The sequence below is a fragment of the Niallia sp. RD1 genome (assembly GCF_024219955.1).
GTDB lineage: Bacteria > Bacillota > Bacilli > Bacillales > Cytobacillaceae > Niallia > Niallia alba.
The window spans coordinates 1,984,957-1,998,745 of record NZ_CP100420.1; the positions used below are offsets into that span (position 1 = coordinate 1,984,957).

At 36.6% G+C, this 13,789-nt stretch carries 19 protein-coding genes and 1 pseudogene; 17 read left to right on the forward strand and 3 right to left on the reverse strand.

Features of this window, described 5'->3' with window-relative positions:
• Positions 1-124: 124 nt before the first annotated feature.
• From NKG37_RS09440 to NKG37_RS26055, 10 genes and pseudogenes are all read left to right on the forward strand, one after another.
• A complete protein-coding gene (locus tag NKG37_RS09440; protein WP_254416137.1) occupies positions 125-286 on the forward strand; it encodes an IS66 family insertion sequence element accessory protein TnpA in 162 nt (53 codons plus the stop codon).
• Positions 287-603: 317 nt separating this feature from the next.
• Positions 604-810, forward strand: a complete 207-nt coding sequence (locus NKG37_RS09445) for a hypothetical protein (RefSeq protein WP_254416138.1) — start codon at positions 604-606, stop codon at positions 808-810.
• Positions 800-1,156: an IS66 family insertion sequence element accessory protein TnpB gene (gene tnpB / locus NKG37_RS09450; RefSeq protein WP_016205487.1), complete on the forward strand. Its 357-nt coding sequence runs from the start codon at positions 800-802 to the stop codon at positions 1,154-1,156. The genes NKG37_RS09445 and tnpB overlap by 11 nt, the downstream gene beginning before the upstream one ends.
• 47 nt (positions 1,157-1,203) lie before the next feature.
• A pseudogene (locus NKG37_RS09455) lies at positions 1,204-2,196 on the forward strand (IS66 family transposase); the annotation flags it as partial.
• A gap of 143 nt (positions 2,197-2,339) precedes the next feature.
• Positions 2,340-3,578 (forward strand): tyrosine-type recombinase/integrase, encoded by a 1,239-nt coding sequence (locus NKG37_RS09460; protein ID WP_016203141.1) that lies wholly within the window; start codon positions 2,340-2,342, stop codon positions 3,576-3,578.
• On the forward strand, positions 3,565-4,548 hold the full coding sequence (locus NKG37_RS09465) for a tyrosine-type recombinase/integrase (protein WP_254416139.1): 984 nt from the start codon (positions 3,565-3,567) through the stop codon (positions 4,546-4,548). The genes NKG37_RS09460 and NKG37_RS09465 overlap by 14 nt, the downstream gene beginning before the upstream one ends.
• On the forward strand, positions 4,538-5,563 hold the full coding sequence (locus NKG37_RS09470) for a tyrosine-type recombinase/integrase (protein WP_198013198.1): 1,026 nt from the start codon (positions 4,538-4,540) through the stop codon (positions 5,561-5,563). Before NKG37_RS09465 ends, NKG37_RS09470 begins: the two co-directional genes overlap by 11 nt.
• Positions 5,564-5,733: 170 nt before the next feature.
• Positions 5,734-6,303 (forward strand): IS66 family transposase, encoded by a 570-nt coding sequence (locus NKG37_RS09475; RefSeq protein WP_367976423.1) that lies wholly within the window; start codon positions 5,734-5,736, stop codon positions 6,301-6,303.
• Between the two features lie 514 nt (positions 6,304-6,817).
• Positions 6,818-7,705 (forward strand): helix-turn-helix transcriptional regulator, encoded by an 888-nt coding sequence (locus tag NKG37_RS09480; RefSeq protein ID WP_101729732.1) that lies wholly within the window; start codon positions 6,818-6,820, stop codon positions 7,703-7,705.
• 5 nt (positions 7,706-7,710) lie between these two features.
• Positions 7,711-7,845 (forward strand): hypothetical protein, encoded by a 135-nt coding sequence (locus NKG37_RS26055; protein WP_263479781.1) that lies wholly within the window; start codon positions 7,711-7,713, stop codon positions 7,843-7,845.
• 97 nt (positions 7,846-7,942) lie between these two features.
• Here the strand turns inward: NKG37_RS26055 and NKG37_RS09485 are convergent, their stop codons facing one another.
• Positions 7,943-8,701 carry an AAA family ATPase gene (locus NKG37_RS09485; RefSeq protein ID WP_254416140.1) on the reverse strand — a complete coding sequence of 253 codons (759 nt, stop codon included), beginning with the start codon at positions 8,699-8,701 and terminating at the stop codon, positions 7,943-7,945.
• Between the two features lie 179 nt (positions 8,702-8,880).
• On the opposite strand from NKG37_RS09485, the gene NKG37_RS09490 reads away from it, so the two are divergent.
• From NKG37_RS09490 to NKG37_RS09505, 4 genes are all read left to right on the forward strand, one after another.
• Positions 8,881-9,927 carry a DUF1835 domain-containing protein gene (locus NKG37_RS09490; protein ID WP_254416141.1) on the forward strand — a complete coding sequence of 349 codons (1,047 nt, stop codon included), beginning with the start codon at positions 8,881-8,883 and terminating at the stop codon, positions 9,925-9,927.
• Positions 9,928-10,009: 82 nt separating this feature from the next.
• Positions 10,010-10,486 carry a DMP19 family protein gene (locus NKG37_RS09495; protein ID WP_169187791.1) on the forward strand — a complete coding sequence of 159 codons (477 nt, stop codon included), beginning with the start codon at positions 10,010-10,012 and terminating at the stop codon, positions 10,484-10,486.
• Between the two features lie 77 nt (positions 10,487-10,563).
• The gene (locus NKG37_RS09500) at positions 10,564-10,953 is read left to right on the forward strand and encodes a DUF5071 domain-containing protein (RefSeq protein WP_016202188.1); all 390 of its coding nucleotides are present in this window, start codon (positions 10,564-10,566) and stop codon (positions 10,951-10,953) included.
• Between the two features lie 18 nt (positions 10,954-10,971).
• The gene (locus NKG37_RS09505; RefSeq protein ID WP_101729730.1) at positions 10,972-11,403 is read left to right on the forward strand and encodes a DUF4279 domain-containing protein; all 432 of its coding nucleotides are present in this window, start codon (positions 10,972-10,974) and stop codon (positions 11,401-11,403) included.
• Positions 11,404-11,468: 65 nt separating this feature from the next.
• Here NKG37_RS09505 and NKG37_RS09510 read toward each other — a convergent pair whose 3' ends face one another.
• Positions 11,469-11,729 (reverse strand): hypothetical protein, encoded by a 261-nt coding sequence (locus NKG37_RS09510; RefSeq protein WP_016202190.1) that lies wholly within the window; start codon positions 11,727-11,729, stop codon positions 11,469-11,471.
• A gap of 157 nt (positions 11,730-11,886) precedes the next feature.
• Positions 11,887-12,558, reverse strand: coding sequence for a DUF3885 domain-containing protein (locus tag NKG37_RS09515; RefSeq protein ID WP_016202191.1), 672 nt, complete (start codon positions 12,556-12,558; stop codon positions 11,887-11,889).
• Between the two features lie 85 nt (positions 12,559-12,643).
• Between NKG37_RS09515 and NKG37_RS09520 the strand changes: the two genes are divergently transcribed.
• From NKG37_RS09520 to NKG37_RS09530, 3 genes are read left to right on the forward strand one after another with little or no spacing between them, the layout of a single operon-like run.
• Positions 12,644-12,838 (forward strand): hypothetical protein, encoded by a 195-nt coding sequence (locus NKG37_RS09520; RefSeq protein ID WP_016202192.1) that lies wholly within the window; start codon positions 12,644-12,646, stop codon positions 12,836-12,838.
• Between the two features lie 26 nt (positions 12,839-12,864).
• Positions 12,865-13,338 (forward strand): hypothetical protein, encoded by a 474-nt coding sequence (locus NKG37_RS09525; protein ID WP_156827761.1) that lies wholly within the window; start codon positions 12,865-12,867, stop codon positions 13,336-13,338.
• 31 nt (positions 13,339-13,369) lie between these two features.
• The gene (locus NKG37_RS09530) at positions 13,370-13,747 is read left to right on the forward strand and encodes a CPCC family cysteine-rich protein (RefSeq protein WP_016202194.1); all 378 of its coding nucleotides are present in this window, start codon (positions 13,370-13,372) and stop codon (positions 13,745-13,747) included.
• Positions 13,748-13,789: the final 42 nt, after the last annotated feature.

The following is a 13,789-nucleotide window of genomic DNA, read 5'->3' on the forward strand; positions in this document are numbered from 1 at the left end:
GATTGGATCTCTAGGAGCTTCTTCGGTTACTTTCCACTTATGTAAGCGACAAATACTCCACACCTTCTAATAATTGCCGTGTTTTGTGATAATCACATTAACATCAATTGTTAGGAGGTTTTTTATGTCAGTAGATGAACGTAAACAAATGTGGCAAGATCGCATCAATGCTTACAGATCTAGTCGAGTACCAAGTGTCAAAGCTTGGTGTAAACAAAATCAAGTAGGTGTTCAAAGTATGTATAGCTGGATGAAAAGATTGAAAACTGAGGAGGCTGGGACATAAGTATTCCAGCCAAGGATAATTCCGAACAATTATACGAAGATGCTAATGAATGTTCCGTATAATTGTTCGGGCTTTTATTTGTTTTTCAAAGGATGTTTCCATGAAGTTTGGTGCGATTCCCCGCAGCCGGAATACACTTCGCTTTCCATGGGGCTCGCGCTGAGCCGCTTCGGCCTGTGGCCTGCAGGGTCTCAGACTGTCTCGCTAATCCCATAGGAGTCTTCGTGTATTCCGGCTGCTCTGTTTTTCCAACTAATTATATTTCCTCTTGTAAAAAGTATGCGAAAGCAGCCGCTATTTACTAGCTATATTAGAAATTGTTCGTCTTTACAGAGTATCTATTTAGTTATGTCCCATCCGCTTATCCTCTTAAGCAATGGGTTGCCATTGATTCATCCAACTTAATTGAAGATACAGCTACTTTAACGGTTAAGGTAGGCGATGTTTCAATTGAAATTAAAGAAGGCTTCAGCCATTCACTTTTAAATGAAGTACTTCAGGTTCTTCAATCCCATGTTAAGTAAAACACCTATTCAACGAGTCTATTTAGCGATGGGTGCAACAGATTTGAGAAAGTCCATTGATGGTTTGGCAGCGATTGTACAAATGAGTTTCCAACTGGATCCTTTCTCTTCCAATCTATTTGTGTTCTGTAATCGGAAACGAGATAAACTAAAGATCCTTCATTGGGATCATAATGGGTTTTGGTTATATTATCGCCGACTGGAAAATGGCGTTTTTCAATGGCCAGATGGACAAACTACTAAGCCGCTATCGATCAGTCCTCGTCAATTCAACTGGTTGCTGGATGGACTTCCACTTGAACAAAAACAAGCTCATCCAAAAATGAGTGCAAAAGTTATCATTTAGAGAGAATTGACCAACTATGTCACCTCTCTTTATGGTATTCTATTTTTATGGGAAAAACTACGAATGAACTACAAGATACAATTGAAGAACTCGCAGCGAAAAATGCGGATTTAGAAAAACAAAAAGAAGTCCTAGAGGCAAAAATCAAATGGTTGGAAGAACAATTCCGACTAAGCCAACAAAAGAAATTCGGGGCATCTAGTGAAAAAACCAATCCGGATCAGATCGAACTACCTCTTTTTAATGAAGCTGAAATGACAGCGGATGTAAAAGTGGAAGAGCCTACACTTGAAACGATTACTTATCATCGAAAGAAGTATGTAGGACAACGGGATGCGAAGCTTGAAAACTTGCCTATGGAAACGATCCATTATCGTTTATCCGAAGAAGAGCAGGTTTGTTTGTGTTGCGGCGAAACGGTACATGAAATGAGCACGGAAACACGTAGAGAATTAAAAATCATCCATGCTCAAGTAAAGGTTGTTGAGCATGTACAACATATTTATAGCTGTCGCCAATGTGAACGTGAAGGAATCGAAACACCAGTTGTGACAGCTAAAATACCTGCGGCAGTTTTTCCAAAAAGTCTCGCTTCCCCTTCTTCAATGGCCTATATTATGAATCAAAAATACGTAGAGGGAATGCCGTTGTATCGAATTGAAAAACAATTTGAACGACTTGGTGTCTTCCTATCACGCCAAACGATTGCCAACTGGGTAATATATGGTGCAACGAAATGGCTCTCACCACTATACAATCGCTTGCATGAGTTACTACTTCAACTTGACTGTCTACACGCGGACGAAACAACCGTTCAAGTTTTAGCGGAACCTGGTAAAGCAGCAACTTCCAAATCCTATATGTGGTTGTATCGATCTGGTCGGGATGTTTCACCGATTATCTTATATGACTATAAAACTTCTCGTCATAGTAAACACCCGAAAGCATTTTTAAAAGGATTTGCGGGCTATCTTCATGTCGATGGTTATGGAGGTTACCATGATATGAAGGATGTGGAGTTAGTTGGCTGTTGGGCACATTATCCAAGAAGTTTGATTATCCCAGAAGAATTGAGAATTTCCGCATAATCACATTATTCCTTATTTTTTTTCTCGAATAATTATGATCCCTTTATGCAATGATGGAAATGTAACCATACACAATTGTATAGGAGGATTATCTTATGGAAAAAGAGAATCAGTCAGTCGAACAACTGACACATGGATTGTTAGAGGAGCTTCAATTAAAATGCTATGGAAAGGAAACACTGAACAATTACCGGCGAATATTAAAAAACCTTGCACTATATACGCAGCTAAATGAAATATCTACGTATTCTTCCGAAATCGGGAAAGCTTTTGTTGAGGATTACATTTCCACTCATGAAATAAGTGTTTCTTTTCAAAAGACAATTAGTACAGTAATAGGAAGATTAAGCGATTATTGTGATGGAAGGGAGTACTCACCCCAACGGAAAAAATCATCTGTTAAGTTGCCAGAAAACCATGCGGTTTTGCTTGAAGATTACCTGTCATTTTGTAAGCAGGATGGAAATCGGCCAGGAACCATTAAAGGAAAAAGAAAATTCTGTGGAGATTTTCTGATCTTTTTGATGACTTTAGGATGTAATGACATAAGATATATAAATTCCACACAGATATGTAAAGCCTGTTTGATGTTTCATAATAAGGACGCTTGGGCGGTTATCCGAATGTTCCTTAAATATCTTTACAAAGAAAACGTGATTGAATACGATTATGCCACCATTGTCCCCCATTATACAAGACCATTTATGGTCCCTGCTACATACTCGGAGGATGAAATCCTCAGGTTTGAAAATGCTATAGACCGGTCAAGTAAAATCGGAATACGTAATTATGCGATGCTACTTCTTGCGACTCGGCTTGGGATGCGTTCTGGAGATATCGCAGGCTTGACTTTTGATGAAATAGATTTTGAGGGCAATTCTATTCACATAGTTCAGGAAAAGACCCTACAACCGCAAGAATTACCACTGCTCCCGGAAATAAAAGAAGCTATTATGAATTACATGGAAAAAGCACGTCCGACAGTTAATGATGAATGTCGTATATTTCTCCGTCAGAATGCTCCTTATCAAGGAATAACCACTTCGGCTATTCGATTTGCAACTACACGATATTTTCGAAAAGCCGGCATTGACATTTCTGATAAAAAGCATGGTTTACATACATTCCGGTCATCTCTCGCTAGCTCCATGGTTAATGATCAAGTACCATATGATGTTGTACGTAAAGTGCTTGGACATACGGATCCAAACGCAATAAAGCATTATGCAAAAGTTGATATAGAACGTTTACGTGAATATGCAATAGCGGTACCAGCACCTTCCGGTGTGTTCGAAGCTTTTCTGAATGGAGGGCGAAGTTATGCAGGACTTTAAAAGCATCTTGCACATTGAGTTTGCCGATTTCTTATCAATGAGAGAAGCTGTACTAAGTGAAAGTGTCTATGCTCATGATTGCCATTATCTTACCACCTTCGATAGCTATTTGATAGATTGTAATCTTCAACATAAGGAAATTTCTGAGAGTGTCATAACCGAATGGGTTAAAAATTTATCAGGAAAAAGCAGTTCCATTGCCAATAAGGTTATTGTTATACGACTGTTTCTCCGGTATTTAAGCAGTATTGGAATTAGGGTTTTTATGCCTCCAATACCGAAGGTTACAGATGATTATGTTCCGTATATTTTTTCTGACGAGGAACTAAAAAGGATTTTTTTATTATCCGATAATATTACCCTTACAAAGAGCCAACCGAATCCTTATATCCAGCTTGAGTTTCCAATGATGCTCCGAATCATGTATGGCTGTGGGTTGCGCGTAGGGGAAACTCTAGCTTTGAAGATGAAGGATGTGGATCTCGATGGTGGAATCCTCATTCTAAAACAGACAAAAGGAGACAAGCAACGGCTAGTACCTATGCATCAGACTTTGACATCAATCTTGATTAGATACTGTTTAGCAATGGGGTTGATAGGAAAAGCCGAAGCATTACTGTTCCCCAGTGCAATACAGGAAGTACCGCTTTCTGTAAAAGCTGCCCGTAATAAACTCAATACCATACTGAAATATGCCGGCATATCGTTGAAAGGTAAAGCAAAACGGGAACGTGGACCATGCCTTCACTGCCTGAGGCATGTGTTTGCCTTTAAATCCTTTGCAGAAGCTGAAAAGTCAGGGCGTTCGATTGATGCTTCCGTTCCCTATTTATCCATATATCTAGGACATGACAACCTTAAAGAAACGGAGAGTTATCTGAAATTCAGCAGCGAATTATTTCCTGAAGCTATGGAACTGTTTGAGGATTACACACTGCAGGTTTTCCCGGAGGTGTCTTATGATGAATAAAGCATCTGATTTTTTAAGGCTCCTTGACGCCTTTATTACCACCTATCTTCCATGTTCCGTAGGTGCAAGTCCCAATACAGTTAAATCCTATAAATATGCATTCCGCCTGCTCATCGAATTCATGTACAAGGAAAAAGGAATCGAAGCTGACAAAATTACCTTTGAAAAACTTGATTATATAACATTAACAGAATTTTTTACATGGATTGAATCGGTACGTGGTTGCAGTGCATCTACTAAAAACCAGCGGTTGTCTGCAATAAACTCTTTTTCTGCCTATGCACAAAACCGGGATTTTGCTGCGGCTTCTGTTTTCAGGAATAGTGTGAATAAGATTCCTATGAAAAAAAGCCAGCATAAGCAAAGAGCGATTTTTACCCGTCAGGAAGTCACAATACTTTTAGCCCTTCCTAATGAAAACAGGGAAATTAGTCTCAGAGATAAAATCTTGCTAAGTCTTATGTATGCAAGCGGAGCGCGTGCACAAGAAATATGTGACCTTACGGTCGGAAATGTTCAGTTTCATCCAAAAGGCGCTACACTAAATATTACGGGGAAAGGCAGAAAGAGCCGCCGTATCGGTATTCCTATCGCCTGTGCCACCCCACTTAAGAAGTATATTGAGCACAGAAAAATCAGTGATAAACCTGAAAGGCATATATTTTCAAGCCAAACGCATGAGCAGATGTCGGTTTCCTGTATAGAGGGAATATTCAAAAAGTATATTACCGTTGCTAAAAAAGAAAAACCGTCCATGTTTCTTGCTGGTAGTTATCCACCTCATTCTATGAGACATACAACTGCCAGCCATATGCTTGAAGCCGGTGTTCCTCTGGTTGTGATAAAGAATTTTTTGGGACATGCATCTCTACAGTCGACTCAGATTTATGCGGATATTTCCCAAGACACGGTTAACAGGCATTTAAAAGAGTGGAATGAAAAATGGTTCCCTTCAAATATAGATGAAAGAAAAACTTCTCAAAGGTCAAATAGAATTCCAGATTTTCTGAATTGAAAACCGAAATGTGTATCAAATAATTATCTAAGAAAAAAGAGAAGAATTGCTGTATTTTAAGGACATACAGTAATTCTTCTCGGATAATCAAACTTCTTGGATAATGTGCCTTATCTAAGTTCTCGGATAAGGCTCATGCACGCCGTAAATATGACGAAACGCTCAAATCTTTGCCTACGGGTGTAGATAAATCTAAGAGTCTCGCAGCTGAAGGTCTTCAATTCTGTACACAATTATTTAAAATTGAAAAACAGATAGAAGAGGAATTTGAAGATTGTAGCCCTGAACAGCGAAAAGAAGAACGTCAAAAACGTAGTCAACCCGTGTTGGACGCTTATTTGGCATGGTTAAAATCCAAACGCCCTCAAGTTCCACCTAAAAGCAAATTAGGTGATGCCATAAATTATAGTTTAAACCAATGGTCAAAACTCATTGTCTTTATGAAAGACGGGCGACTTGAACTCGATAATAATAGAGCAGAACGTTCGATTAAACCATTCGTTATGGGAAGAAAAGCATGGCTATTTGCCCAATCGATGAAAGGAGCAACTGCCAGTGCGGTCATCTACAGCATTGTCGAAACGGCCAAAGAGAATCAATTAAATCCATTAAATTATTTAACTTATCTTTTTGAACAGCTGCCACAAATAGATATAGATGATCAGGAAGCACTTGACCAGTTCCTTCCGTGGTCAAAGACTATTCCAGAGGAATGCCGGATTCCAGCTAAACTTAAATAGAGAATACACTAATGCCCACCTGAAAAACTAGGTGGGCATTATTTTACGCTTACCTATAAAGAACAAATGGGTGCGGGATTCATTTTTCAAAAGGAAAGTAAAGAATTAATTGTTGAAAGCGAAATGTGGACAGGAAGACATGTGATATTTCAAATTCCAATCAGTGAATAAATAAAAAGAAGGGAAACAATATATGGGAATTAATCTTATATAAACAAATGGTTATTTGTCGATAGGGGATTAATGTGAATTTGCTTGAATTAATATGCAAATAGTCAAATGAAAATTATGGAGGAATATTTGTGTTAAAAATAACGCCTAAATGTTTAATTTGCGAAGATTGCATTAATAAAAGGGATGACAAATAGCAAAAATACAACCAATGCCGAACAGAATGAGGGAAAGTGAACCCTCTTTTTTTGCGTGAAAAATTGAAGAAATGGATAAAAAAAGCAATATATGTCAAAAAAATTAGTTTTCTCTTTGTTATCTTATTTGTAAGGAGGTTCATGTAATGAGCTATAGTTCTATCATACAGAAAACGATTGAGTATATAGAGGTGAACTTACATGAAGAGCTATCTTTAGAAAGTGTTGCTCAGTTTGCTGGATTTTCAAAATATCATTTTTTTCGTGTTTTTCAAAAAGAGGTTGGTATAACTGCATCTGAATATATCCGTTATAGAAGAATTGCTAACTCAGCTAACATGTTACTTTATACGGATGAAAAGATAATAGATATCGCTCTCTATTATCGCTTTGAAACGCAAGAATCATTTACTCGTTCATTTAAGAAATATTACAATTTACCGCCAGGACAATACCGTAAAATGATAGGCAAATTAACTTTACAAAGGGAGGAAATCGTGTTGAAAAATGAACAGCTATTAAAAGGATGGAAGTTAAGTGGGAGTCATCCGTTTAATTATCAGATGGGAATTGATAGAGAAAACGCTCATAAAGGGAGGGCATCTGGATTCCTAAAATCTGTTACTGCCCAATCTCAAGGTGAGTTTGCAACAATGATGCAGGAATTTAAAGCCGAGAAGTATCTTGGCAAACGATTAAAGCTCTCTGGATTTTTAAAATCTAAAGAGGTTGATGGATTTTGTGGATTTTGGATGCGAGTCGATGATGCACTACATGATGTATTGCAATTCGATAATATGGGTGACCGCCCAATTACAGGGAATAATGAATGGAATCATTATCATATTGTTTTAGATGTACCTGAAAACAGTGCAGTCATTGCTTTTGGTGTTTTACTTTCGGGGAAAGGGCAGGTATGGATTGATGAACTTAAATTTGAGGAAGTAGATAAACAAACACCAACGACCAACATTGATTTTTCTGCCGACCTTTTAGATGAACCTACCAACTTATCCTTTGAAGAATGGGAGTAGATAATATGATGAATTTTCTAATGGCTTTAATGAAAAGTTTTTTACATCTTGGCGGTATTAATATGGCACTTATTCTTTGTTTGGTAGCTGGAATACTTTATGTAGTTAATAGAGAGAAGAAAGGAAGACATAATTTTTAGACGTTATTTATAAATTACAGCCTGTATGTGCTTGGAAAATGTTAAAAATACAGGCTGAGTGTAATTCAGTTGCGATTCATTCACTGATAAGATTATCCTACTTATTAAGTAAATGATGCAATAATCTTTCTTTATCGTCAAAAAACTGCTTCATGATATGATAATGGTTCGTTTCTTCAAGAGTGGTTTCTTTAGCCCCTTCCTCTGTAAGTTCGATAATCTTAGCATTTGGATACGACATGATGATGGGAGAGTGGGTAGCAATAATAAATTGCGAATTTTGACAGACTAATTCATGAATGTGGGCTAACATGGATAGTTGTCTAAGAGGGGATAGGGCGGCCTCTGGTTCATCTAATAGATAAATGCCATTTCCCCCAAAACGATTGATAAATGTTGCCCAAAAGGATTCCCCATGCGACTGCTCATGAAGCGACACTCCCCCAAAGGAATCAATCACTCGTGGTCCTGGAGCAGGTTCACTGTCTAATGCTTCGATGTTGGAAGCCACATTATAAAAAGTCTCTGCCCGTAGAAAAAATCCATCTCTTGGTTTTTGGAATCCCCTTATTAATTTTATATACTTTTCCAATGGAGAATGAGAATCAAAGGTTGAAAAGTTAAAATTGAAAGTACCACCCTCGGGATTAAATCCAGTATTAATCGCAATGGCTCCTAATAACGTTGATTTGCCCATCCCATTTTCGCCAACAAAATAAGTGACATTTGGATGAAAGGATAGTTCATCCAAAGTCATTATGCTTGGTAAACGAAAGGGGTAGTTCTCAAATGAAGCTATGCTGTCACGTTCCAGTCTTAAACCCCTTAAATATTGATGTTCATTTGAATTTTCCACAAGAAATACCTCCGTATTTATGTTTTTGTTTCCTTTTTAAAGCAGTTCATAAATGGCTTTCTTAATACCAAATAATAACATAGAATGGATTTAGACTTATTTAAAAATTCATTTTCTGTGGTAAATTGCTGATAATCATAGTATTTGAGTTTATAGGTGAATATAGGGAGAGTGGCATAGTGGAAATAGAAAAGTTGAAAAAATCCATTGAAGAACTGCCTGAAGGCGAAGCAAAGTCACTACTATTTCATATTTTATTCCGATTGAATCTTGTAAAAGAAACGGATTATTCAGAGACGAATTTTATAAATGACGTGGAAAGCATATACGAAACGGTGTTCAAATTATCAAAGGAACGGTCGGAAGCGAAGGAGGAAGAGACTTTTCAAAAGGTACATATTCTCTTTGGGCTTTCTGGTGCAGGGTCACTAAAATATGCTTTAAAGAAAATGGGCCTATCTAAGAGGGAAAAGGTTATTTCCTTTTGGGATATATTCTCGATTGGTCTTATTGAGCAACTACATGAAAGTGATGGGCAAGAAGCAAGATTTCAATGGATGAAAAATGTGATGGATGATGACCAATTTCAAGATTATCAACAGGGATTTTATAACACTGTCAATCAAATAAATTCTGTTCCTGACAATGTGCCAATTACGCTATGGGTAGCTGATAACGCTCATGAACAGACAGGACTACGATATGTTCTATATTTATTGCGGAATAAAACGAATGAAATCAAGGTGATTAATGCAACAAAGGCATATGCTGAACATTTTAATCGACCAGATATTCAATATACTATTCTACAAACAGGAGAAATGTCCCCAGAGCAATTGCAAGTTATCTACGAGAAAGACCAATCAAAATCATTATCAGAGTACGAGAGAAAGGAACTTGAGGAAGAATGGATGGCTCTTGCCGATTCCAAGGAAACCTTGCGTATCTGGAGAAATGAAGAGATAAAGAGCGTTAGAGAAGTCTTTTACGACCAATATATGATAAATATGGCGAAAAAACTTCAGATTGACCGAGAAAGAGTACAAGAACCTGAACCTTTTATGAAATCTGCAAGACTAATAGGAGAAGTGATAGGGCATTTAGACCAATATATGGGGGATGCATTCTTTGAGTATCGGCTAAGAAAGCTGATAGAAAAGGGTGTTTTTGAGATGGAAGGTAATTTGAAGGCTATGAGATATTACAGTGTGAGATTGAAACGCTAATGGTTGGCTGAAGAATATAATTTATTTTTGGAGATTCTATCCAAAAAGGTATTTAAATGAAGGTAGAAAGGTGACTCTAAGCATGAATAAGAAGACAAGAATAAAAAGAGGAGACTTATTAAATCGAGATGATATATGGAACAATGTTAGTGATGTGCTGATTGAATTTGGCTACTCATCAGAAAATAAAATAGCATATGAAGCATTTATTGTTCTTCAATACTATTCAGAAATGGAAAGTGGAGGTCATGAAAGTTTATTAAGGTGGAATTCAGACCATATAGAGAAAGTAGGAATCACTCGATATTTGGAAGAACTAATCGATGTTCTTGAAAAAATAGATGCTCATGAGTATGCCGAGATTGAAAAAACATATGGCGAGGAAATGTGGAGATTGTACATTGCTTTGGAAAATAATGAAATAGATGAAAATAAGTTTTATAGCGTTATCGAAAAAGCGAACGGAGAATATTATAACCTCAATGAAAAATTGAGAGAATTAATCGAAACCTACTTTGTAATGATACACACCGATTTAATTAAAGTTGTTGATGATTAATTCTTTTATTGAAGCAGTGAAAAAAGTTTGTACATAAACTAAATTTATAAATTACATTATGAACTTAAAGGTGCAAAATGAAAAATTACACTGAATATCTACCAAGAGATAAGCATGACTCCGAAAGAGTAAACCAATTAAAGAACCTAAGTAGAAAAGAACTCGTTCTTTTGTTACCAGGTCTTATGGAATGGATTCAGGACATGAACTGGCCGGTAGCAGAGGAGGTTTCAGAACTTCTATTAACTTGTCCAGATGAAATTGTACCACTAATTAAAAATGTTTTAGCCACGAATGATGACGTTTGGAAGTATTGGTGTTTAATAATTTTGGTGAAAAGATTGCCAGAGGATTTAAGAATGCAATTTAAAATGGATTTAATAAGACTTGCTGAAAGTCCAACAGCAGGAGAAAGGTTAGAAGAACTTGATGAAATTGCACTGGAGATTTTACAGATGTTTGAATGAATATTAGGGAGCTTATAAATGGAAAAAACGAATGTAAAGGTTTATTTTTCAGCGAAGGCAGATGACTTTTCTATTGAGTATTTTACAAATGTGTTAGGAATAAGGCCGACAAGGGCATATAAAAAAGGTGAAGCTATTAATAGACCATCTAATCCGAATGTGACCTCTACAGGAACGCATTATCGGCAATATACCAGTTGGGAGTTAGGTACAGATTACGAGCAGTCTTATGATATTAGTGAACAATTGGATTTCGTTTTGAATCAATTGGAGGGGAAGGAAGAACTGTTAAATCAGTTAAGAGAAAATTATGAATTAGCGTATAGATTTACCATCGTTATTCAAATAGAAAATAATGAAAAACCAGCTATGTACTTAGATAGGAGATTTATTCATTTTGCCGATTCCATAGGTGCAGATGTGGATTTTGACCTTTATGTTTATAGCTGATGGAGACATAAGACTACAAAATAATGAAAAAGCAGGGAAGAACTATCACCCTGCTCATTAAACGATTAAAATTCCCCTTCGCTAAAGTAATCATATAATTGACTTTTTAAGCGTTCCAATTGAATGTTTTGCGAATGAGGAAGTCCATCTTTTTTCGTCTTTTGGGAACACATCCAGCACGAACAATGAACTTTCCCTTTTGCGAAATATCCAGGAAAGCGAGATTGCCAACCTAAATGTTTGGCAATCTTTATTTTACGCTGAATCACTCTTTTCCGATGATGTCGAAAATAGGAACGACTACGATTTTTTTGATGTGGTTTCATTTGCCATCACACTCCTTGGGAAATGGCTTAGCCTGTAAAAGTCCCCCAAAGGAAAATTAGACCCTTACAGGCAGAGCCTGATGGCAAGAAATGTGGTGAGAAGGTCCAAGTTAATCACCTCTTGTAGATGTTTTTCTTTAATTATACAACAAATGGATTATTTGAATATCTTATCAATCTGTTCTCGGTCATAGTCTAAAATCCAATCATTTAGTTCTTCATAAAGTGAATGTAAATCTTCTTTGTTTGAGGCGATAACGTCACAGCCTCGGTCATCATATAGATGGTAAATCATTTTCTTTGTAACATTTACAAAATAAATATCAATACCAGGGCGGTATAACCCTTTTAGAATTTGGGATGGATGTGGAAAATCCTCATAACTGATAGCAGTTAAGAGCGGTTTATAACGAATGTCGCTCTTTTCACAGGACAGAGCAAATCGGTGCGTGACCATTTCTTCATAATCTTCACCGTCTTCATCTTCCCAAAAAACACTTGGTAACACCCTATGTTGCAGTTTTCGTCTTAATTCCTTGTCTTTTATATATTTTTGATAGACCTTTGTTGGTCTCTTTTGTAAAAAGGTATCGTTCTTCTCACAATGAATGTCTGTGACCAGTAACATTTCATCGGTATCATGAAAAACTTTATTGAATATGCCATTAATTCTTTCTTCGATTTGCTGAAGATTGTTCTTATCTTCATGTTGTACCCAGGGCATAGAAATTTCAAAACGGATACCATATTCCCATGAATAAAATAGGGGCGGTCTTAGAGTAAGGTTATCAAAATGCTCTTTCATAAATTGGGATAAAAAGTTTATCATATTGTTCCTCCAAATATATGGTTAATAATTGCGTACTTTATAAAAATAGGATTTGAGGTAATATTGGTTTAGGAGGTGTCTATAAATGTCAGATGTAAAATTGTTCACAGCTATTTATATTCCAGAAACACCATTTGTAAATGGGGGATTAAAGCCTAAGAGTACAAAGAAAAATAATTTTGATTTGCTGGAAAGCGAAAAAATAGCGGATACTCTTTATCATTTTATTATAAAAAGGATGAAATACAAATACACAGCTATTATTATATTGGGGATTTAGAAGATGCCTTGGAAAGATATTTATTTGTGGAGAACAATGATTTATATGATGACTTTGTTTCACAGTTTTGGGGTGGTGGACAAAGGTATTGGGAAAGTGGTATGGATACCTATTTAGATATTTATAGCCCCGAAACCGTACTTGAACAGCTAAATCAAGCATATAAGAATCATTTTTATGAAGAGGATGAACCGACCCCTTTGTGCCATATATTTGGACAACAGATGTGGCATAGTAATGCCTATCTTATTGCCAATCGAACAGCTTTAATCGAACTTAAAGAAGCGATTGATGTTGCATTAAAGCATAAAGAAATAAGGTTAGGGTTATCCCCTTCAGATGGTGAGGGTTACGATTTATTTATTAAATGTGTTGAGGATGATTTTGAATGGGAAGAGTTAGAAATGCCATATCACGATAGAGATTGTTATGTACCTGATGAAACGGTAGGGATTCCACCACACAAGGTATTTAAGCAGTATAAACGTCATTTGCGGTAAAAACTTTATCTGACTAAAGGGAGAGATTAGATTGAAACGGGAAAAGTGTCCTTGTTGTGGTTTACCAACAATTGAAGAACGGGGAATATTTGATATATGTGAACTTTGTCATTGGGAAGACGATGGACAAGACGACCCAAATGCGGATGAAGTGTGGGGAGGACCAAATGGTGATTATTCCCTTACAGAAGCGAGAAAGAATTTTAAAGAACACCTCATTATGTATCGAGATAGGAGAAATATAGAAAAACAAACCGATAAAGAAGTTGAATTAAAAAAATCTTTAATAAGTATGTTTGTTGAATTAGACAAGTGCAAACCTGATTCGTTGGAATATGAGGCACTTTGGAGGAAGATAAAGTCATACGAAAAAATTTTAATGGAGATTTCTTATGAAACATACGGTTAGCAATTTGATTATATAAAAAGTGGGTGTCATGTTGGAAAATAT

Bases quoted from the DNA above. Each gene is read 5' to 3' on its own strand.
- NKG37_RS09440 (WP_254416137.1), top strand. From the start codon at position 125: ATGTCAGTAGATGAACGTAAACAAATGTGGCAAGATCGCATCAATGCT.
- tnpB (WP_016205487.1), top strand. From the start codon at position 800: ATGTTAAGTAAAACACCTATTCAACGAGTCTATTTAGCGATGGGTGCA.
- NKG37_RS09460 (WP_016203141.1), top strand. From the start codon at position 2,340: ATGGAAAAAGAGAATCAGTCAGTCGAACAACTGACACATGGATTGTTA.
- NKG37_RS09465 (WP_254416139.1), top strand. From the start codon at position 3,565: ATGCAGGACTTTAAAAGCATCTTGCACATTGAGTTTGCCGATTTCTTA.
- NKG37_RS09470 (WP_198013198.1), top strand. From the start codon at position 4,538: ATGATGAATAAAGCATCTGATTTTTTAAGGCTCCTTGACGCCTTTATT.
- NKG37_RS09480 (WP_101729732.1), top strand. From the start codon at position 6,818: ATGAGCTATAGTTCTATCATACAGAAAACGATTGAGTATATAGAGGTG.
- NKG37_RS26055 (WP_263479781.1), top strand. From the start codon at position 7,711: ATGATGAATTTTCTAATGGCTTTAATGAAAAGTTTTTTACATCTTGGC.
- NKG37_RS09495 (WP_169187791.1), top strand. From the start codon at position 10,010: ATGAATAAGAAGACAAGAATAAAAAGAGGAGACTTATTAAATCGAGAT.
- NKG37_RS09500 (WP_016202188.1), top strand. From the start codon at position 10,564: ATGAAAAATTACACTGAATATCTACCAAGAGATAAGCATGACTCCGAA.
- NKG37_RS09505 (WP_101729730.1), top strand. From the start codon at position 10,972: ATGGAAAAAACGAATGTAAAGGTTTATTTTTCAGCGAAGGCAGATGAC.
- NKG37_RS09510 (WP_016202190.1), bottom strand. From the start codon at position 11,729: ATGAAACCACATCAAAAAAATCGTAGTCGTTCCTATTTTCGACATCAT.
- NKG37_RS09515 (WP_016202191.1), bottom strand. From the start codon at position 12,558: ATGATAAACTTTTTATCCCAATTTATGAAAGAGCATTTTGATAACCTT.
- NKG37_RS09520 (WP_016202192.1), top strand. From the start codon at position 12,644: ATGTCAGATGTAAAATTGTTCACAGCTATTTATATTCCAGAAACACCA.